The organism is Streptomyces sp. AcH 505 (assembly GCF_000818175.1).
In the GTDB taxonomy this organism is placed as follows: domain Bacteria; phylum Actinomycetota; class Actinomycetes; order Streptomycetales; family Streptomycetaceae; genus Streptomyces.
Genome location: NZ_JTIY01000001.1, coordinates 5138892 through 5158496, shown reverse-complemented (window position 1 = coordinate 5158496; position 19605 = coordinate 5138892). Strand labels below are relative to the sequence as shown.

General features: G+C 70.2%; 17 protein-coding genes. 6 read left to right on the top strand and 11 right to left on the bottom strand.

Going from position 1 to position 19605, the window contains the following annotated elements; translation table 11 throughout:
• Positions 1-22: 22 nt before the first annotated feature.
• The 3 genes from HY68_RS23555 to HY68_RS23545 all read right to left on the bottom strand — a co-directional run bounded on the left by HY68_RS23555 (position 23) and on the right by HY68_RS23545 (position 2773).
• Entirely contained in the window at positions 23-880 is an 858-nt protein-coding gene (locus HY68_RS23555) for a hypothetical protein (protein WP_041991927.1), read from the bottom strand.
• A 133-nt stretch (positions 881-1013) separates the two neighbouring features.
• The gene (locus HY68_RS23550; RefSeq protein ID WP_041991926.1) at positions 1014-1859 is read right to left on the bottom strand and encodes an ABC transporter permease subunit; all 846 of its coding nucleotides are present in this window, start codon (positions 1857-1859) and stop codon (positions 1014-1016) included.
• Positions 1856-2773 (bottom strand): ATP-binding cassette domain-containing protein, encoded by a 918-nt coding sequence (locus tag HY68_RS23545; RefSeq protein ID WP_041991925.1) that lies wholly within the window; start codon positions 2771-2773, stop codon positions 1856-1858. Before HY68_RS23545 ends, HY68_RS23550 begins: the two co-directional genes overlap by 4 nt.
• 227 nt (positions 2774-3000) lie before the next feature.
• On the opposite strand from HY68_RS23545, the gene HY68_RS23540 reads away from it, so the two are divergent.
• A complete protein-coding gene (locus HY68_RS23540; RefSeq protein ID WP_078863744.1) occupies positions 3001-3750 on the top strand; it encodes a response regulator transcription factor in 750 nt (249 codons plus the stop codon).
• A 17-nt stretch (positions 3751-3767) separates the two neighbouring features.
• Complete coding sequence (locus HY68_RS23535; protein WP_347560568.1) at positions 3768-5267, top strand: HAMP domain-containing sensor histidine kinase; 1500 nt, start codon at positions 3768-3770, stop codon at positions 5265-5267.
• A gap of 58 nt (positions 5268-5325) precedes the next feature.
• Here HY68_RS23535 and HY68_RS23530 read toward each other — a convergent pair whose 3' ends face one another.
• Together HY68_RS23530 and HY68_RS23525 are read right to left on the bottom strand one after the other, a co-directional pair.
• Complete coding sequence (locus HY68_RS23530; RefSeq protein WP_078863743.1) at positions 5326-7011, bottom strand: MDR family MFS transporter; 1686 nt, start codon at positions 7009-7011, stop codon at positions 5326-5328.
• Between the two features lie 425 nt (positions 7012-7436).
• Positions 7437-7886: a glycoside hydrolase family 97 C-terminal domain-containing protein gene (locus HY68_RS23525; protein ID WP_041991923.1), complete on the bottom strand. Its 450-nt coding sequence runs from the start codon at positions 7884-7886 to the stop codon at positions 7437-7439.
• A gap of 127 nt (positions 7887-8013) precedes the next feature.
• Between HY68_RS23525 and HY68_RS23520 the strand changes: the two genes are divergently transcribed.
• Positions 8014-8580 carry an SMI1/KNR4 family protein gene (locus HY68_RS23520; RefSeq protein WP_041991922.1) on the top strand — a complete coding sequence of 189 codons (567 nt, stop codon included), beginning with the start codon at positions 8014-8016 and terminating at the stop codon, positions 8578-8580.
• A gap of 106 nt (positions 8581-8686) precedes the next feature.
• Positions 8687-9442 (top strand): M15 family metallopeptidase, encoded by a 756-nt coding sequence (locus HY68_RS23515; protein ID WP_041996939.1) that lies wholly within the window; start codon positions 8687-8689, stop codon positions 9440-9442.
• Between the two features lie 543 nt (positions 9443-9985).
• Here HY68_RS23515 and HY68_RS23510 read toward each other — a convergent pair.
• Both HY68_RS23510 and HY68_RS23505 read right to left on the bottom strand, forming a co-directional pair.
• Positions 9986-12598 carry a glycoside hydrolase family 2 gene (locus HY68_RS23510; protein ID WP_041991920.1) on the bottom strand — a complete coding sequence of 871 codons (2613 nt, stop codon included), beginning with the start codon at positions 12596-12598 and terminating at the stop codon, positions 9986-9988.
• Between the two features lie 129 nt (positions 12599-12727).
• Complete coding sequence (locus HY68_RS23505) at positions 12728-13378, bottom strand: TetR/AcrR family transcriptional regulator (RefSeq protein ID WP_241778658.1); 651 nt, start codon at positions 13376-13378, stop codon at positions 12728-12730.
• 158 nt (positions 13379-13536) lie between these two features.
• On the opposite strand from HY68_RS23505, the gene HY68_RS23500 reads away from it, so the two are divergent.
• Together HY68_RS23500 and HY68_RS23495 are read left to right on the top strand one after the other, a co-directional pair.
• Positions 13537-13989, top strand: a complete 453-nt coding sequence (locus tag HY68_RS23500) for a hypothetical protein (protein WP_241778657.1) — start codon at positions 13537-13539, stop codon at positions 13987-13989.
• Positions 13986-15377, top strand: a complete 1392-nt coding sequence (locus HY68_RS23495; RefSeq protein ID WP_052457152.1) for a hypothetical protein — start codon at positions 13986-13988, stop codon at positions 15375-15377. The genes HY68_RS23500 and HY68_RS23495 overlap by 4 nt, the downstream gene beginning before the upstream one ends.
• A gap of 216 nt (positions 15378-15593) precedes the next feature.
• On the opposite strand, the gene HY68_RS23490 is transcribed toward HY68_RS23495, so the two are convergent.
• The 4 genes from HY68_RS23490 to HY68_RS23475 form a co-directional block, all read right to left on the bottom strand.
• On the bottom strand, positions 15594-16985 hold the full coding sequence (locus tag HY68_RS23490) for a hypothetical protein (RefSeq protein ID WP_241778656.1): 1392 nt from the start codon (positions 16983-16985) through the stop codon (positions 15594-15596).
• The gene (locus HY68_RS23485) at positions 16978-17286 is read right to left on the bottom strand and encodes a chaplin family protein (protein WP_041991916.1); all 309 of its coding nucleotides are present in this window, start codon (positions 17284-17286) and stop codon (positions 16978-16980) included. Before HY68_RS23485 ends, HY68_RS23490 begins: the two co-directional genes overlap by 8 nt.
• 293 nt (positions 17287-17579) lie before the next feature.
• Positions 17580-18884 carry a tetratricopeptide repeat protein gene (locus HY68_RS23480; RefSeq protein WP_241778655.1) on the bottom strand — a complete coding sequence of 435 codons (1305 nt, stop codon included), beginning with the start codon at positions 18882-18884 and terminating at the stop codon, positions 17580-17582.
• 92 nt (positions 18885-18976) lie between these two features.
• The coding region (locus HY68_RS23475) for a class F sortase (protein ID WP_241778654.1) at positions 18977-19605 on the bottom strand (629 nt) is incomplete at its 5' end.

Below are 19605 nucleotides of genomic sequence, written 5' to 3'. Positions count from 1 at the left end.
GTCCTGTCCTGCCGGACAGGACCTAGGCGCCGATCAGTTCGTAGACGGTACGGGCGACCGCGGCGTCCTTGAGAATGCCCTCATGATCGATGTCGAAGGTGATCTCCCGCCCGACCAGCGCCGCTTCGGGCAGCAGCAGTGCGGCGCGGGTACGGCTGAGGCCTCGTTCCCTGCTGGACGAGCACAGGGCGGTTCCCCTGTCCCACAGCCGGATGACGTCGGCGCGGTCGGCGATGGCCAGTTCCGACAGTCGCGACTCGGCCCGTGCCAGTGCGTTTTCGGCCGCCGGTACGCCGGGTTCCGGTGTCCGGATCCGGGCGCCCGCGTCCCGCAGCAACGCGTACAGGTCCGCTGCGAGCGCCGCGGCGTCACCGCCGGAGGCCGCCGTCAGCTCGGCGCCCCTTTCGCGGAGCCGCTTCACCTCGGCGCCGACCACGTCGGCCGCGTCGGCCGAACCGGCGGCTGTGGCCGGGACGTCGGGGAGCAAGGACAGGAATTCGTCGTACACGAGGTCGGTGTCGACGAGTTCCGGGTCGATGAGCAGTACTTCCGGGAAGTACCCCTGCCACTGGCCGACCATCTCCGAAATGACCGCCGCGAGAATGCCGCCCAGTCCGTGCGCGAGAACCGCGCGAACCGTCGACACACTGTCGCGTATTTCCTGGACCCAGGGCCCGGCGTATTTCTCGATGCTGGTGTCCCAGTCCGTAGGTCCGCTCTGCCCGGCGATGCGCCACACCGGATATCGGCTGCCCAACAAGGGAATGAGATCGGCGAAGTGCGGGCCGCCCTGCTCGGCCGACGGCCATCCGATCGCGAGTACCAGCTCGCCGGAACGGGTGGACCTGATTTCTTCCCACCGCTCGGGACCATTCGCCATGGGAGTGTCCTTCCGCGTACGGTATGACAATCGGCTCCTGACGCCTCGATTGTGAGATTACGGTCCTGATCTCCGGCCGGTAACCCCTAGCTCCCCCCTATTGCGTACGATGCGGGGCGGCTCGCGAAGGCGGTCAGGCGTCGCGTGTGCGGAAGACACCGAAGGCGGCGACCAGGAGCACCACGACGGACAGCACCAGCAGTCCGAGGCCGGCCCCGGGACCGAGTGAGCCGCCCGAGGGGTTGATCTCCATCACGTGTTCCGCGGCGCTGGGCGGCCACCACTTCTGCGTTCTGTCCCGCCACACCTCGGGCAGGGCGCTGGTCACCGCAGGCACGACGAGGGTCGCTCCGGTGACCAGGACAAGGCCGATCGTCGTCGAGCGTACGAGAGCGCCGAAGGCCAGGCCGAGCACGCCGACAGCGGCGAGGTAGAGGCCGCAGCCGATCACGGCGCGGGGCACGTCCGGGTCGCCGAGGGAGACGTACGGCACCTGACGGGCCGACAGGACGGCCTGGCCGGCGAAGAACGTGAGGAACGCGATCACCTGCCCGGCCACGACAGCCACGGCGGTGAAGGCCGCCGTCTTCGCCGCCAGCAGCCGGCCGCGCCTGGGCACCGAGGTCAGGCTGGTGCGGATGGTTCCCGTCGCGTACTCGGAAGCGAACACATTGACGCCCACGGAGCCGAGGGCGAGTTGGGCGAAGATGTAGCTGCCGGTGCTGGTCGCCACCGGGTCGAAGTTCCGCTGTACGGCGGTGGAGGCGTCCAGGTAGTCGCGCGCCCCGGCCGCTGTGAAGAGCAGGCCGAAGCCGACACCGAGCACGAGCGCCAGCAGCAAGGTGAACGTGGTGGAGCGGACGGTGAACAGCTTGGCCCACTCGGACAGCAGCAGTTGTCCCGCTGTCATCTGCCGCCCCGGTGCGGGACGTTCGCGCGGCGGACGGCTCTGCGACCCGTTCTCCGTGATCGTGGTCATCCCAGGTCCCCCTCGCGGGCCGGGTACTCGACACTGCTGTGGGTGAGCGCCATGAATGCCTCTTCCAACGAGGTCTTCTGCGGGGTCAGTTCGACGAGGGGTACGGCGTCGGCGGCGGCCAGCTCGCCGATGACGGCGCTGTCCAGACCCGAGACGACGAGCGCCCCGGTGCCGTCCGGCCGGACCGTGGCCCCCGCGTCCGTCAGCCGCCGGCCGAAGTCGTCCGTACGCGCGGTGCGCACGAGGACCGTCTGCCGGGACTGTTCCTCGATGAACTCCTCCATGGCGACGTCGGCGATCAGCCTCCCCCGCCCGATGATGAGCAAGTGGTCGGCGGTCAGGGCCATTTCACTCATGAGGTGACTGGAGACGAGGACGGTGCGCCCCTCGGCCGCCAGCTCCCGCATGAGATGCCGCATCCACAGGACGCCTTCCGGGTCGAGGCCGTTGACGGGTTCGTCGAAGATCAGGACGTCCGGGTCACCCAGCAGGGCGGTGGCGATGCCGAGCCGCTGGCCCATGCCGAGGGAGAACCGGCCCGCCTTGCGCCGGCCCGCCTTCTCCAGACCGACGAGCGCCAGCACCTCGTCGACACGCCGCCGCGGGATCCCGTTGCTCAGCGCCTGGCACAGCAGATGGTCACGGGCGCTGCGCTGCGGGTGCACCGCCTTGGCTTCGAGCAGGGCGCCCACCGTACGCATCGGCGAGGGAAGCCGGGCGAAGGGCAGGCCTGCGACGGTCACCGTGCCGGAAGTGGGCGCGTCCAGACCGAGGATGAGCCGCATCGTCGTGGTCTTGCCCGCACCGTTGGGGCCGAGGAAACCGGTGACCAGTCCCTTGCCGATGCGGAAGGAGAGCCCGTCGACGGCCAGCCTGTCCCCGTAGCGCTTCGTGAGACCTCGCGCTTCGATCACCGGAGGGCCTCCCGGGCCGGACGCCCGGTTCCGGCGGCGCCGTAGGCGGCCTCGGCGGTGGCCTGACGCGTGGGTGAAGAGTTCATGTCGTACATCCTGCCCGCCCCAGGTGTACGGCTCCTGCGAGCTTCCTGGGTGGTTCCTGGGAGTCGGTGACAAACCGTCAACCCGCCGGTCGGCGAGGCATATGGTCGGAGGCAGGCCGATCCGTACCACGGGGGGAACGTATGGCAGCGGTGACACCGGCCGGGCGGGGACCCGTGCCGCGCGAAGGCGACGGCGAGGGGGTTCTGCTGGTCGTCGAGGACGAGCCCACGCTCCGCGAACTGCTCGCCGCCTCCCTGCGCTTCGTGGGCTTCCGGGTCGTCTCGGTGGCGACCGGCGAAGAGGCGCTGAGCGCGGTGGCCGCCGAACGGCCGGACCTGGTCGTGCTCGACGTGATGCTCCCCGGCCTCGACGGCTTCGACGTGGTGCGCAGGCTGCGCGGGGCCGCCGACGGCCGGGCGGCCGAGCAGGTGCCGGTCGTCTTCCTGACGGCCCGCGACGACCCGGAGGACACCGTCAACGGGCTCGGGATCGGCGCGGACGACTACGTCACCAAGCCGTTCCGGCTGGAGGAGCTGATCGCCAGAATCAGGTCCATCCTGCGCAGGACCCGTGGCGGGCCCGCCGGGGGCGTACTGACTGTCGCGGACCTCACGCTGGACCCCGCGACCCACCGGGTCACCCGGGCCGGCGCACCGGTCGACCTGTCCCCCACCGAGTTCAAACTGCTCCGCTACCTGATGGAGCACGCCGACCGCACCCTGTCCAAGGCGCGGATCCTCGAAGACGTCTGGCACTACGACTTCGACGGCGACCCGAGCATCGTGGAGTCGTACATCAGTTATCTGCGCCGCAAGGTGGAGTGTGTCGAACCCAAACTGATCCACACGGTGCGCGGCATCGGCTACGTCCTGCGCAGTCCCCGGTCATGAGCCTGCCGCGCGGGCGCGTGACAGCAGGGCTCTCGCTGAGGACCCGGCTCCTGCTCATCACGACGGCGCTGCTCGCCGTGGGACTGCTGCTCAGCAACATTCTGCTGCTGAACTCGCTGAAGCCCGCGCTGATGAAGCGAGCGGACGGTCAACTGCGCACCACGGGCCTGCTCATGGCCCAACTCCCACCGCCGCTCGCCGCGACCCTCGCGCTCACCACGGATGGCTCGGCGGAGCCGGGCGCCGATCTCCTCGGCGACCTCTATCCGGCGCGGGTGCTGCCCGACGGCCGCACCGAACGTATCGGCGGGACGGAAGCGCCGGCCGGAGCCACCGCGACACCACGGCTCCCGAAGCTCGACGCGACCGCTCTGCGGGAGCGGCGCCTGAAGCCGTTCACCACCGGCGGCACCACGGACGGCACCTCCGACGACGGTGACTGGCGGGTACTCGTCCTGCCCACGGCCGAGGGCGGGGACATGGTGCTCGCCGGCTCGCTGGACAATGTGAACGCGACCGTCGAGGACGTACGGGGCAACAGCGTCGCCCTGGGCAGCGCCTTGCTGATCGCCCTGGCTCTCGTGGCACTGGTCGCGATCCGCGCGGGTCTGCGCCCCCTGCACAGGATCGAGGAGACCGCCGCGGCCATCGCCGGCGGCGATCTGTCCCGCCGGGTCCCCGGGTCCGCGTCGGAGAAGACCGAGGTCGGCAGGTTGAGCACGGCGCTCAACGGCATGCTGGAGCGCATCGAGTCCGCTGCACTCGCCCGTATCGACTCGGAGGCCAGGATGCGCAGATTCGTCGCCGACGCCGGCCACGAGCTGCGGACACCGCTCGCCGGCATCAGCGGGTACGCCGAGCTTTACCGGATGGGCGCGCTGCCGGAGCGGGCCGACGTGGACCGCACCATGGACCGCATCGAGCGTGAGGCCGCGCGCCTGACACGTCTCGCGGAAGACCTCCTGCTGCTGGCGCAGTTGGACGAGCACGCGGTCGCCGGGACCCCGGTCCTGCGCAGCGCTCCGATGGATCTGCGGGCGGTCGCCGTGGACGCCCTGCTCGACCTGCGCGCGCTGGATCCGGCGCGCGAGGTGACGCTCACCGGCCCTGACGGGACGTCCGTGGGCCCGGCGCCGGTGCTGGGGGACGAGGCGCGGCTACGACAGGTCGTGACCAACCTCGTGGGGAACGCCGTCGCCCACACGCCGCCGGGCTCGCCGGTCAGGATCGGCGTCGGCAGCGTCACGGGGGCAGGCGGGACGGCGAGCGTCCTGGAGGTCGCCGACCGGGGGCCCGGCATCACCGACGAGCACGCGGTGCGTATCTTCCGGCGGTTCTACCGGGCCGACGGGGCGCGCAACAGGTCCGAGGCGCGTACGACGTCGGGAGCGGGCCTCGGACTCGCCATCGCCCACTCGCTCGTGTCGGCGCACGGGGGTTGCCTGACCCTGCGCAGTACGCCCGGGGAGGGAGCGACCTTCCGGATCCGGCTGCCGTTCGCCGAGGAAGGGCCCTGACACGGCAGGACCCCCGGGCGAGGTGCACCCGGGGGCCTGACGCCGCGCTCCTCCCGCCCTAGGCGCGGGCCGAGTCGGTGTCCGGCGCCGAGTCGGCACGCGCGTCGGCATCCGTGACCGTGTCCGTATCCGCGTCCGTACGTGTGTCCGTGTCCGGAGCGGCGTCCGGGCCACCGGCGTCCTTCGCCGACGTCTCGTTGGTGTCGCGCAGCGGCACCTCGCGGATGAACCACGCCACAGCGAAGGTCAGGACTCCCACCACGGCGCCGCCGATCGCGACGACATGCAGCCCGTTGGTCACCGCGTCGCCGAAGGCGTCCTGGACCGTCTGCGGCAGCTTGCGCAGCAGCTCCGGCGTCAGGTCCCCGGACGCGCCGCCGCCCTTGCCCGTACCGCCGGGTCCGAGCCGGTCGGCGAGGGTGTCCTCCAGGCGGTTGCTGAACAGGGAACCCAGCAGCGCCACGCCGAGCGAGCCGCCGATGAGACGGGCGAGGGTGTTCGCGCCGGTGCCCGCCCCCATGTCCCGGATCTCCACACTGTTCATGGTGATCACCACGGTGTTCTGGACGAGACAGCCCACACCGAGGCCGATCACCGCGGTGAGCAGCGAGCCGACGAGGGTGTTGGTGCCGGCGTCGAGCACCAGCAGGAGCAGCATGCCGACGGTGACCAGCGCACCGCCGAGGATCGGGTAGATCCGGTACTTGCCGGTCTTGGTGACCAGGATGGCGGCGACGACCATCATGTCGACCATGCCCAGCATCATCGGGATGAGCAGCAGACCGCCGGTGGTCGACGAGACGCCGCGGGCGTACTGGGTGTACTGGGGAAGGAAGTTGGTCGCGGTGAACATGGCCGCGCCGCCGAAGAACGACAGCGCCTGGGCGATGATGAAGTTGCGGTCGCGGAACATCCGCGGCGGCATGAGCGGTTCCGCCACCCGCCGCTGGACGTAGCCGAAGGCGATCAGGGCGGCCACGGAGACGACGGCGAGACCGATGATCTGCGCCGAGGCCCAGCCGTACTCCGAGCCGGCCCAGCTCGTCAGCAGGGTGAGGGCGACGATGCCGGCCGTCAGGAGTCCGGTGCCCAGGTAGTCGATCTTCGCGCGGACGGTCGGCGCCGCGGTGTGGATGAACAGGCCGGTCGCCAGCAGCGCCAGGGCGCCGATCGGGATGTTGACGTAGAACACCCAGCGCCAGCCGAAGTTGTCGGTGAGGAAGCCGCCGACGAGCGGGCCGCCCACGAAGGCGGTCGGCATCATGACGGCCATCATGGCCTGGATCCTGCCGCTCTTGCGCGGCGGCACCAGTTCACCGATGATCGCCTGCGCGCCGACCATCAGTCCGCCGCCGCCGAGTCCTTGCAGCGCGCGGAAGCCGATGAGCTGGCCCATGTCCTGGGCCAGTCCAGACAGGACGGAGCCCGCGAGGAAGAGCACGATCGACAGCAGGAAGACGCGCTTGCGGCCGTAGAGGTCGCCGAGCTTTCCCCAGATCGCCGTGGTCGCGGCCGTCGCCAGCAGGTAGGCGGTGACCACCCAGGAGAGATGGTCGAGGCCGCCCAGGTCACCGACGATCGTGGGCAGCGAGGTGGCGATGATCAGGCTGTCGAGCATGGCGAGGAACATGCCGAGCATCAGCCCGCCGATGCCGAGCCAGAAGAAGCGCGCGAGTACGACGTCGTCTGCGCCGCCCGTACCGGACGGCCCCTTCCCCAACTCCACGGTTCCCGTCTCCGACATGGTTCTTCCCCTTCAAGCGTGCTGCCCGGCTGCTCCGTCGACCGGCAGTACCGGCCCTCCCGCACCCGCCGCGCGCTACCGCGGCGAGCCTGCTCTCAGCCTGCCCGCGGGGCCCCTGCCGCGCCCACGACGTTTGTCACCGGTGTGCCACGACGGGTGTCACAGGCAGGCGGCGGGGCCGGGGAACGGCGGGGTCTCGTGGACAGCGCACCGTCCGCTCGGAACGGGGGTCCAGGCGGACGGTGCGGCTCAGCGGCCGGCGAGGCGCCGTGCGGGGCGCCCGGCCGTACCGCCCGTAGGCTGACACGCGCGGTCAGCGTGGAGTAACCCCTTAAACCCCCCTATTACGGCGGCATCACGGCGACGAAGAGGGCCGTGGCTCGCCCGTGGTCCTGGCCGCCGCCGCCGCGGCGGTCCGGGAGATCTCAGGCCTTGTGGGCGACGGCCGCGAAGCCGCCGTCGGCCGGGATGTCCACCGTCAGGGTGTCCTGGGCCGTCGCCTCGTGGCTCTCCCGCACCAGCCCGTCCGGGCCGTCCCTGACCACGTCGACGGTGTACCTGCCGTCCCCCAGGAACGTGAGCGGCACCTCTTCGGTGCGGGCGTCGCCCGCGGTGACACTGCCCAGGAACCACCGGTCGCCGTCGCGGCGGGCGATGGTGGTCTCCTTGCCCGGGTCGCCGGACACCAGCCGCGTCTCGTCCCAGGCCGTGGGCACGTCCGCGAGGAACCTCTCCAGCTCCGGACGCTTGCGGTACTCGTCAAGCGAGCCGGCGAAGTTCTGGAAGCCGGACTCGTAGACCACCGAGAGCACCAGCTCCGCGGCGTCGGACACCGGGATCTTGCCGGTCTGGAAGTCCATCGGGGTGAAGTCCATCGAACACGATTTCACACGCACTTCAGGGCCGTTTGCAAGGGGCATGACAACTCTGGTTCCGCGCGGCTGCTCCCGTCCATGGTCCAGAATGACGCACGGAACTTCCCTGCCGAACAGGAGTGTTGACATGACAGACCTGCCACTCGAAGACGCGCCGCGAACCGTCGAGGAATGGCGCGGCTACCTGGCCGAGTACGGCAAGGAGTACGTGGAGGCCAACGAGGACGAGGAGTACTCGTCCCTGACGGCCGAGCAGATCGAGAGCCACTGGCTCGGCGCCGAGCCTGCGGGTGAGCAGACCATAGCGGCCCAGGAGCAGCGTCTGGGCATCCAATTCCCGCCCAGCCTGCGGGCGTTCCTGACCGTCACCGACGGCTGGCAGGGGGTCGGCGGGTGGATCGACCGGATCAGCCCGTGCGCCGAGATCGACTGGATGCGGAACACCGGGCCGGGCGACAGCTTCATTCATCTCTACGCCGAAGGGGAAGACCCCGAGGACGACACCATCAGCCTCGCCGACTTGTTCCGGCGCGCCCTGCTGGTCGCCGCCGGCGAGGATCTGTGGCTGCTCGATCCCACCGAGACCCAGCCGGACGGTGAGTGGACCGCCTACGAGTTCACGCCCAAGTACGGGACGGTCGAGGAGTATCCGAGCTTCGCGGAACTGTTCCACGAGAGCAAGGACCAGATATGACAAGGGATCGCGTTGTCTTCTGTCACCACATGATGTTCAGTGTTGAGCCGTGATCACCAACCGCGCCTTCCGGCGCCTCACGACCGTATTAGCCATCCTCTCGGCCGTGTTCACCACGGCGGTGAGCGCACCCGTAACGGCCCAGGCCGCTACCGGAGATACCGCCCCGCCCGAATTCGTCGCCCTGCACGACGTGGCACCGTCCATTCTGCAGGAGATCCGGTACAACACCCCGCACAACTTCATGGGCAGCAGGATCAACGGCTACGAAGAGCCGCTGTGCATCCTCACCGCCCCGGCGGCCCAGGCGCTGGCGAAGGCGGAGCGGACGTTCCTCGCGCAGGGCTACACCCTCAAGGTGTACGACTGCTACCGGCCGCAGCGCGCCGTCGACAGCTTCGTGACCTGGGCCGAGGATCTGGACGACGAGCTGATGAAGGGCGAGTTCTATCCACGGGTGGAGAAGACGGACCTCTTCACCGACGGGTACATCGCGGCCAAGTCCGGTCACAGCCGGGGAAGTACGGTGGACCTGACCCTGGTGAAGCTGCCCGCGGCCACCACCCGCCCGTACGTGCCGGGCGAGCCCCTTGCCCCCTGTTACGCGCCGGCCAAGAAGAGATTCCCGGACAACTCCATCGACATGGGGACGGGATACGACTGCTTCGACACCCTGGCCCACACGCTTGATCCCCGTATCGTCGGGACGCAACGGGCCAACCGGCTGAAGCTGAAGAACGCCCTGGAATCCCTCGGCTTCGTCAATCTCGCCGAGGAGTGGTGGCATTTCACCTATTCGCCGGAAACTTTCCCCTCGGACTACTTCGACTTCCCGGTGTCCCGGGACTCGCTGAGCAATTAATGCCGGTCCCCGCGAGCTGCCCCGTGGCACCCTGGAACGGAGCGCCACAGACAGACGAAGGAGAGTGCCCCATGACGTGGTCGACCTAGCCGCCCGCCCGGAGGTTCCGGGGGCACGGGCGGCGGGTTCCGGAAGGAACGAGATGTCCCGTACGGACAAGACCAAACCGTTGTGGGTGCGCTGCGCCGAGCACCGTCCTCGTCCGGCTCATGACCACCGTCACGGCTCGTGCGACCTGCCGCCGAACCCGACGCGGGAGGGGCCGGACACACACTGCCGGTGGGTGTACTCCTGGTTCGGTGAGACCTGCTGCTCGGGGCCCAACGGGCGTGCGGCCAAAAGGGAGTCGGGGGACATGAACCGGGCCCGCAACCGCGCGGACCGCTACGCGGGCCGGCTCGAAGCCCGCCGGTGTGTCACCTCCGGAGACGACACCTGCTGACCGGCCCGGCGCCCCGGGTGGGCATGAGCACCTGCCCCCGGCACCGCACCGGCCCCCTCCCCGTGGTTCTGACCGGGGAGGGGGCCGATGCGCCTGATGGGTCAGCTGCCCGAGCAGCCGGCCACGGTCGCCTGTGAAGCGTCGTGGATCAGCGCGTCCTGCGCCGCCTTCAGCCGTTTCACATCGGGCTTGACGACCTTGCGGTCGTACGTCATCAGGCCGTTGAGTTCACCCTCGACGTCCGATATCTGCGTGTACACAGCGCCGTTGCTGCCCTGGCACGCCAACTGGTGGACCTCGGCGAGCCGCGCCAGGTAGTCGTCCGTGTAGGCCGCCGGATCGACGTCCACGTACGACTGCTGCACCGCCCAGGCGTGTCCGGGCACCGCGAGTCCGAGTCCGCCGTACTCGCCGCTGACCAGGGCGCGCTTGCCGTCGGGGTTGGGCGGCAGGGCGGGACTCGGATAGCCGTGCTCGTCCATGATGTCGCCGGTCCCGCCGTCCGCCCCCAGATTGAGCCCCGACATGTTGTTGACCAGCCGCGTCGGGTCCCAGGCCTTGGCCTGTTCGGCGATGCGGCCCACGTCGTACTGGCCCCAGCCCTCGTTGAAGGTGACCCACATGACCACCGAGGGGTGGCTGCTGTGCTGGTCGATCATGGTCTTCAGCTCACGCTCGTACTCGGCACGGGCGGCCGTGTCCGGCTCCGCGCTCATCGCCGGCATGTCCTGCCAGACCAGCAGGCCCAGCTTGTCCGCCCAGTAGAACCAGCGGTCGGGTTCCACCTTGATGTGCTTGCGGACCGAGTTGAAGCCCATCTGCTTGTGCGTCTTCAGGTCGTAGGCCAGCGCCTCGTCGGTCGGCGCGGTGTGCAGCCCGTCCGGCCAGAAGCCCTGGTCGAGCGTGGCCATCATGAAGACGGGCTTGCCGTTGAGTACGGTACGCGGCGTGCCGTTCACGTTCTCGACGGCGATGGAGCGCATCCCGAAGTAACTGCCCACCTGGTCCTGCCCGACGCGCACCTTGAGCTGGTAGAGGAACGGGTCGTCCGGGGACCACAGATGCGCCTTGTTGATCTTCAGGTTGACCGGTGCGCCGGTGCGTCCCGCGGCGGTCGCGATCTTCCGCTTGCCGTCGTAGGCCGTCGCCGTGACCGGGACACCGTCCGGTACGCCCTTGACCTCGACGGTGGCCCGGCCCGCCGTGACGTCCGGGGTGATCTTGAGGTCGGCGGCGTGGGTGGCGGCCACCGGCTCCATCCACACCGTCTGCCAGATACCGGACGACGGGGTGTACCAGATGCCGCTGGGGTCGAGGCGCTGCTTCCCGACCGGCGGGTTCTCGCCGTCCGCCGCGTCGGTCGGGTCGTAGACGCCGACGATCAGCTCCTGGGTACGGCCGGGCTTCAGCGCGCCGGTGATGTCGGCGCTGAACTTGTCGTAGCCGCCCTTGTGCTGGGCGACCGCCTTGCCGTTGACGTACACGTCGGCCTGCCAGTCGACAGCTCCGAAGTTGAGCTGGAGATGCTTGCTCTTGCCGACCTTCCAGTCCTTGGGAACGGTGAAGGTGCGGCGGTACCACATCCGGTCCTCGTGGCGTTCGATGCCGGAGAGCTGGGACTCGACCGGGTACGGCACGAGGATCTTCTCGGCGAGCTGCTTGCCGACCGGGGGCTTGTCGCCCGGCTGTGCGGCGGCGAACTGCCACTGGCCGTTGAGGTTCTGCCAGTCGTCGCGGGTGAGTTGGGGCCGCGGGTACTCGGGATGGGCGTTCTTCGGGCCCACCTCGTCGGCCCACTTGGTGCGCAGCTCGTACTCCGAGTTGTTCGGCCCGCTGCTCCAGAACTGTCCGACGGCGGCGCCGTCCGAGCCGGTCAGGCCGCCGTTGCCGTCGTACGTGAGGTCGGCCTGGCCACTGGCGCCGCCGCCCTTCTTGCCGACGACCGGTTCCTTGAGTCCGACGACCAGGGAGCGCGGGTCGGCGGGGTCGGCCTTGACCGTGCCGAGCGGCCACTTCGCGCCGCCGATGACGGCCTGGAGGTGGTCGGCGAGGCCGCTCGGGAGCGCCGCGAGGGGCTGTGCGAAGTCGAGTCTGAGGCTGCGGCCGTCCTTGAGGACAGTGGTCGAGATGGCCCCGTCGTAGTCCCAGTCGGCGGGGAGGCGGAACGCGGAGGAGGGGATGGCCTCCTTCTCCTGGCCGGGTTCGGTCCAGCGCAGATGGAGGTTGGAGCCGCCGGTGTGCTCGAAGTACTCGACCTTGATGTCGTAGGCCTTACCGGCCGTCAACTCGACGGGCTGGGAGGTCTGTTCCTTCTCCCAGTCGTCGACCCAGTGGTCGATGGTCAGCTTGCCGTCGACCCAGAGCCGGAAGCCGTTGTCGCCGATGACGGAGAAGGTCGTCGCACCGGTCTCCTCGGGCACGACCTCGCCCGTCCAGCGCACACTGGCGTCGTCGGCCTGGCCGGTGGCGGTCTGCAGCCGCGAGTCGAGGCTGTTGAAGTCGATGTTCGGGTCGAAGCCGGTGGCCTTCAGCTCACCGAAGTCGAAGGCGCCCGGGGCGGACTGGGTGAAGTATTCGCCCTTGAGGCCGTGTGCTCCTGCGGGGTCCTCGGCGGCTCCGGCTGCCCCGGCCGACGGCGGCACGGTCAGGACGGCGAGGCCGAGCCCGGCGGCCAGAAGCATGGCCAGTTTGCCTCTGAGTCGTTTGGTGCGCACGAATTCTCCTTGACTGAGATACGGCACTCGATTACTTACAGTCAGTACAACGTTGGAAACAGTGGCCGTTGCATGACAACATGCCACCGGCCGGGCTGTCCAGAGTCGTGCGCGGGCATTGCCGCCGGTTCAGCTGTGCGCGGTGCGGCGACGGCCGGGGGTGAGCAGGTAGGCGAGCGCCATGTCGCTGAGCTCGTCGGCGTACTGACGCCGGGCCACCTCGCCGGTGACGGGATCGGGGCGTACGGAGTTGTGGAAGCAGGCGCCGAGGACGGCGCGGGCCACGGTGTCCAGGGCTGCCGCCGGGTCCGGGCGCCGGATCTCGTGGGTGTGAGGAGCCGCCGCTTCGAGCAGGAGACGGTGGATCTCGCTGATCGTGCGGGCACCGCGGTCCAGCGCGCCGGCTCCCCGCGTCCGCAGCAGTTCGGGGAAGAGGGTGCTGTGGTCGGCGAAGGACTGCAACAGCGCGTGGGCGTAGGCGTCCATGACGCCGGCAAGTGACGGCTCGGCCGTGCGCAGCCGCTCCGCCACGTACTCCTCGCGCCGCTCCAGCATCCGCTCCGTGAGGGCGGCGATCAACTGCTCCTTGCCCTCGAAGCGGCGGTAGATCGAGCCGACGGCGACGCCGGCGCGCTCCGCGACGCCGGTCATCGTCATCTCCTCCAGGCCGGACGAGGAGGCGATGTCCTCGGCCGCCCGCAGGACGCGAGCCAGCGTCGCGGCGCTGCGCGCCTGCCGGGGCTGCCGGTAGGGCGCTGCGCGGTTCGGCTCGTCGGTCATGTCACGCATCGTATCGGCGGGGGTCTCGGCGGGGCTCACAACGCGAGGCCGCAACGTCGCCGCCGCGGCTTGAAATGGCTTGGCGCGGCCCGGTTGAGTGCTGATAAAATTCATGGCCCTCCGGGACGGCGGATCCCGGGGCGACGACGGGGGGATTTGTGTCGTTCGAAGAAGAATGGGCCGCGTCCAAGGCCGATGCGCTTGACCGGCGCTCGGACGCCATGCGGCTCAATCACCTGGAGCCTACTCCGAGTTCCGGTCCCGGAGGAACTCCTTCCGGTGGAACCCTGGATTACAACACGGATTCCATCAACGGGAATGCGAATCTGCTCATCGAAATCGCCGGCTTTCTCTACGAAGGCAGGCCGGACGGCGACCTGTGCACCCTGGCCAGGGAGCCGAGGGCGCATCATGACGTCGCGGCCCAGGTGGAGCGCTTCGGCCGGTTCGCCGACGACCAGTTCCAGGACACGGTGGCGCTCTTCGCCGCTCTCGCCACCCGCCTGAAGACCACCGGGACGGATTTCGTGACCGTGGACGACGACAACGTACGGCGATTCCTCGGACTGGTCCTGAGCGACGGTCAGTACGTGGCACCGGAGGCGAAGTGAGCGGGCTGAGCCACCGCAAGGACGTCGAATTCCTGGAAGGCTGCAATCCGGCGCTCGTGGAGCGGAATGCCGACGAGTTCCAGCGGTTACGCGACATGCTGGCGGAAGTCGACGAGCCCGCCGAGCGGGCGGAGAAGCGAACGCACTGGAAAAGTGAGGGCAGTCAGCATTACGAAGCGCGCGTCGCGGAGGCGCGCAAACTGCTGACGAGCATGGCGGAGGGGTACGGCCAGGCGAGCAGCACCCTGCGCGCGTACGCCTGGGCGCTGGAGAGCGCGAAGGGCTACTACTCGGCGGGAAAGGAGAACGAACAGGCCCTGGCCGATCTCATCGGTACCAAAGGCACGGCGGTCACCCGTAAGGCGCAGGACGCGGAGCCCATGCGGCAGTGGGAGGACATGCGGGCGACGACGGGTGTCCTCGACTTCTTCGCCGAACTCACCATGGACGTCGACGACATCAAGGACGCGGCGAACCAGCTGCATGACGCAGCGGGCGGCTGCTTCCATCTCGCGAAGACCACGGAGAAGGAAGCCCGCGACATCTGCGTCCACGGAATGAAGCAGGCCTACGATCTGCTGCCCGAGTTCCGGATGGGTTTCATCGACCGGGTGGACATCGTCTCGGCCATCGCAGCGATGCGCAGGGAGGCCCAGGAGGCGAGCGACAACCCCCTCACGCATCTGCCCGGCAGCGGCCCCAAGCACGACTACGTCGCAGAAACCGGGTCCAGTCCCGTCTCACCGACGCTGAGCGACATCCGGACCCGGCTGGCCCATCTGCCGGACGCGAAGGACGCCTACTGGAACCCCCCGTCCACGGACAAGGAGAAGGCGGCCTGGATCGCAGCGAACAAGGAGATCATCCAGGCCGCGGCAACGAACTCCGGACTGCCGGCGGACATGGTCGCGGGCATCGCGTGGCAGGAGATCGCGGGCCAGCCGGGATTCCTGGACGACATCACCGACACCATCCGCGAACAGGCCGACGCGCCTTGGGGGTTGAGCCCCGTCTCGCCGGAGAATCTGCCGTGGCGTCTCGGCGGGACACCGGACGAGACGTCCTTCGGCCCGATCGCGATCCAGGTACGGCGGGGCGCCGAGGTGCTCGGCTACGATCCGGACAATCTCACCGACCTCCAGCGGTCGGTCGTGGAGGAGTCCCTCCAGGACCCGGGCCAGAACATCTTCATCGCCTCCGGGTATCTGGCCCAGCTCAAGGCGGAGAGCGAGTTCGCCGACGTACCGCCGCAGGAGATGACGTCCGCCCAGTACCAGGAACTCGCCGCGCGGTACAACGGCGGACCGTACTGGGAGTCGGGCAAGGCCCAGACGTACGGCCACAACTTCGACCGCGACCTCGACCACGCAAGGGAAGCACTGCGCTGATGCTTGACCGCACCGAAGCCACCCGGACGACCGAGGACCAGGGCTGCCTGCGGTGGGTCCTGGCCGTTCCGCTCGTGCTCCTCCACCTCGTGGCGGCCTGGTTCTGCTACACGGCGCTGACCATTGAACCGGGGGGCAGTTGGGACGACGACGCACGCGCCGGGATCGTCCTGTCGTGCCTGCTCACCCTCGTGGCAAGCGGTCTGGCCCTGCTGATCACACTCGCGCCCTCGGTGCGGCGCACGATGGGTCGCTGGTGGCTGGCGCCGCCGGTGGTGCTGGGTGTCGTGGCGGCGGTCCGATGGGCGACGACGGGGTGACGGGGAGCCGTTGGGGAGTGAGGAGCAGGGTTTCGTAGGTGTGGTGACGGCGGGTGCCGGTGCGGTGGTGCAGCAGCTCCGCCGCGCGGGCGGGTTCGCCCGCGTCCATGAGGGCACGGGCGAGGGTGTCCTGGATGATCTCGCGCTCCACCCGTACTCCCCCGATCCGCTCGGCCTTCTCACCCAGGCCGCTCAACAGGTCCGCCGCAGCGCGGGGGCGCCCCGCCGTGACCTCCGCCAGCGCCTCGACCACGGGCGCCAGGACCTCGCGGTAGTCGGCGCGTTCGTCGGCCGACGCCCGGCGGGAGAGCTGGTGCAGGTCGTCGGTCGCGCCCTCCACGGCGAGCGCCAGGGCGAGGTTGAAGGTGTGGAAGACCTCCGCCGTACCGCCCGGCGCGGCGAGCAGTTCCCGGATGTGGTCCGGGTCGCTGCGGCCCGCCGGTGACTGACCGGCCAGCAGCAGGCGCCAGTTCGTCGCGGCCCGCATGCCGACGTCCGTACGTGCCAGGGCCGTGTCGGCCCGTCGGCGCGCGTCGGCGAAGTCGCCGCAGGCGATGGACTGCAGGGCGGCGTGCCAGTTCAAGTGCCGCGCCTGGAGCGCGTGCGGGTCGGTGGCGAGCCAGTCGTCGAGGAAGCCGCTGCCGGCGGGGCCTGTGCCCAACTCGTGCTCCGCGTGCGCCAGGGCGTGCGCGGCCACGCCCGAGCGGGGATGGCGGACCAGGGCCCGCTCCGCCAGCGCGTGCGCCTCGCGTACCCGGCCCTGCTCGGCCCGGGTCGAGGCCAGCCAGCTCACCCAGGGCCAGCTGTCCGGACCGGCGTGCGCGGCCTGATGCTCCATCAGCAGGTTGCCCCGCGCGCGGTAGTCGGCGTCCTCGCAGGCGGAGAAGGCACCCAGCATGATCCCGGCCTGCTCGTCGGCGGGCCAGCGGTCGAAGTGCCCCGCCAAGTGGTCGGCCGTCAGCCGGTACTGCCGGTGGGTATGGAGGAACACCCCGTGGACCAGGCTCGCTTCCCGCTCCCCCGCGGCCCGCGCGTCCCGGTGCGCGATCACCAGTTGCTCCTTGAGCACCGTGTCGTCCCAGTGCCCGCCCGCTGCCAGGGCGAGCAGCGCCCGCGCCACACCGCAGTCCGGGTCCGAGCCCACCCACTCACGCAGCAGAGGCAGCGTCCGCCCGCTCAGGGACAGCAGCGCCTCCACCGCCCGCTCCGCCACCGGCGCGTCCGCCGCCGTCCCACCACTCCGCGCCGTCCCGCCGGTCATCCGCTGCTCGCCGTCCTGCTCACACACTGGACATGAACACGGCGGTGCAGATGATGCCGCTGTTGCCGCAGTGGTTACGCGGCAGGCTCAGCGGCAAGCCGGTCTGGTTGCCGTTCGCGAGTCCGCTGCCGGTCACCGTCGCGCCCTCGGCCCGCGCGTCGTCATGACTGGCACAGGTGTTGCCGAACGCCGCGTTGCCGACCCCGACGACGTTCGCCTGGGCGGCGCCGGCCGGGAGCAGCGCCACCCCGGCCACCGCGCCCAGCATCGCGGCCCGCGCGCCCATGCGCCCCGCGCTGCCGCCCGTACCCCGCGTCTCGACACCCATCAGGTTCCTCCTTCGTCCGGGCCCTGACCGATCCGGGCCGCACCTCCACCAACGACGGAACCCGGCTCACGACACGCGAAACCCCAGGTCACCCCCGGCCGGGTGTCAGGACCAAGCAGAGCGACACGGACCTGACCGAGGACCGCACGCCTGAGACCTGTCTCGGCACCCTGCGGATCGCCGGCTACATCGGTGACCCGCTGGTCGACGACAAGGTCGCCGCCTATCCGGTGCTCGCGGGCGAAGGTCCGGTCACGGTCCTCGTCGACGGGAAACCGACCAGGCGTACTCCTTCACCTTCGGGTAGCCGTCAGGGCGGTGAGGGCCGCGTGCGCCTTCGGCGCGTGGAGCGGGCTGAAGTGGGGATTGACGGCGAGAGCCTGCTTCAGCCCGTCCCGCGCGGCGGAGGTGTTGCCGAGGGCCCGCTGGATCATCGCGCGGTGGTAGTGGAACAGGGCGTTGCGGGTGCCGAGGGCGAGCGCCCGGTCGGACTCGGCGAGGGCCTCGTCGTCCTGGCCGTTGACGTGCAGCGCCCAGGCCAGGGCGTCGTGGGAGTCGAGGAACGGCCGGCTCTTGAGGCCCTGCCGGGCGATGGTCAGGGCCCGGCCGGGGTTTCCGTGGTCGGCTTCGAAGAGCGCGGCGTCCGCGTCGAGGGCGACGCCGTTGTCGGTGAAGAGCTTCTGTTCGGCGCGGAAGACCTGGAACTGCTGGGCGGCCTCCCGCGGATGGCCGAGCGACCGGTGCAACTCGCCGAGCTGGAGCACGTATTCGGGCAGCGGTACGCGCTGCACGGCGCGGCCGAGGTCGGCGACGGCCGCCTTGGTCCTGCCGAGCGCGGCCTCGGCCCTGGCCCTCGCCTGGAGCAGCGGGGTGTAGGAAGGCGCGGCGCGCAGTCCGGCCTCGGCTTCGTCGAGTGCGGTGGCCGGGTCGCCCTGGTTGAAGGCGAGTTCGCTGAGGTAGTAGCGGGCGAAAGCCTGGTCGGCGGGGCCTGCCGCGTCCTGGAGGGCGCGCCGCATGTCGGTACGGGCGGTCTTGGTGTCGCCGCGCAGCTCAGCGACGTAGGAAGCACGCGACAGGGACGGTGCCCCGGGTTTGAGGTCGACCATCTTCTGTACGGCGTCGGCCGCTTCGGAGTAGCGGCCGAGCTGGGTGTAGGCGTCGGCGAGCGTGCCGTACAGGGACGAGTTGTACGGGTTGACGGCGACGGCGCGGCGGGCCCAGTCGAGTGCCTGGCTGAAGCGGTGGCGGCCCGCTTCCAGGGCGCCCATGCCCCCCATCGCGGTGAAGTTGTCAGCGGGCGCCAGTTTCAGTGAGCGCTTGAGCGCGGCTTCGGCCTTGGGGTAGTACGTCGGGTCGGCCGTGGTCTTGGCCTGCTGGACGTAGTCCAGCCCCAGGGTCGCCAGGCCGACGGCGTCCGTCGGGGTGTGGCGCAGGTGGTTCTGGAGCGTGGTGATGCCGGCGGACAGCGGATCGGCCCCGGTCGCGGGCCCGGCCGCCTCGGTGCGCGGGGAGATGCCGCTGCCGTGGCGCCCCGCGTCGCGTGGCGCGAGGCCGATGCCTCCGGCGACGAAGAGTCCCACGCCGAGCGCCACGGTCACGGCGGCGGCCGGCAGAGTGCGTCGGCGCGCTGCGCGCCGGCGGAGGAAGTGCGTCAATTCCCGCTCCGGTGAGGGGTGGTTGGACGGGCGAACTAGGAGTGCTTCGACGCCGGAGGCTTGAGCGTCGCGTAGACGACGACGTTGTCCCGGTAGCCGCCGCGCTCGCGGTCGTAGCTGCCGCCGCAGGTGATCAGCCGCAGCACGGGAGGACCTGCCGTGACGTAGACCTGGTCGTCGGGGAAGGCGTCCTTCTCGTACTGGCGCAGCGCCCGGACGGTGAAGTCGGCCTTGGTGTGGTCACCGCGTTCGACGCTGATGGTGTCGCCCGGGTGGAGCGAGGACAGGCCGTAGAAGGCGGCGGGGCCGGTGGCCGAGTCGACGTGCCCGACGATGACGGCGGCGCCCGGATCACCGGGCCGCGGGCCGTCGCTCCACCAGCCGATCTGGTCGGGACGCTGCGGTACGCCGAGGTGGCCGTCCTGTTGCACCCGCAGACCGATGAGCGCGTGGTCGAGGCCGATCGCGGATATTCGTATGCGCATCGGTGGCGCCGCGCGCGGGTGCTGCGTGGCGGTGTGGCCGTCCGTGCCGTGCGGCAGGGGAAGTGCGCCTCTGTCCACCTGCTCGGGCGCCGGGGACCGGTCGGTGACGAGGGCGACGGTGCCGGTGACGGCCAGCACGACGCCGGCCGCGAGCGCCGCGAGCGCGGCTGCCCTTCGGC

What these genes read in the sequence shown, in the direction of transcription:
- HY68_RS23550 (WP_041991926.1), bottom strand. Translation starts at nt 1,859, where the DNA reads ATGACCACGATCACGGAGAACGGGTCGCAGAGCCGTCCGCCGCGCGAA.
- HY68_RS23540 (WP_078863744.1), top strand. Translation starts at nt 3,001, where the DNA reads ATGGCAGCGGTGACACCGGCCGGGCGGGGACCCGTGCCGCGCGAAGGC.
- HY68_RS23555 (WP_041991927.1), bottom strand. Translation starts at nt 880, where the DNA reads ATGGCGAATGGTCCCGAGCGGTGGGAAGAAATCAGGTCCACCCGTTCC.
- HY68_RS23530 (WP_078863743.1), bottom strand. Translation starts at nt 7,011, where the DNA reads ATGTCGGAGACGGGAACCGTGGAGTTGGGGAAGGGGCCGTCCGGTACG.
- HY68_RS23505 (WP_241778658.1), bottom strand. Translation starts at nt 13,378, where the DNA reads ATGACCGACGAGCCGAACCGCGCAGCGCCCTACCGGCAGCCCCGGCAG.
- HY68_RS23485 (WP_041991916.1), bottom strand. Translation starts at nt 17,286, where the DNA reads ATGGGTGTCGAGACGCGGGGTACGGGCGGCAGCGCGGGGCGCATGGGC.
- HY68_RS23525 (WP_041991923.1), bottom strand. Translation starts at nt 7,886, where the DNA reads ATGGACTTCACCCCGATGGACTTCCAGACCGGCAAGATCCCGGTGTCC.
- HY68_RS23520 (WP_041991922.1), top strand. Translation starts at nt 8,014, where the DNA reads ATGACAGACCTGCCACTCGAAGACGCGCCGCGAACCGTCGAGGAATGG.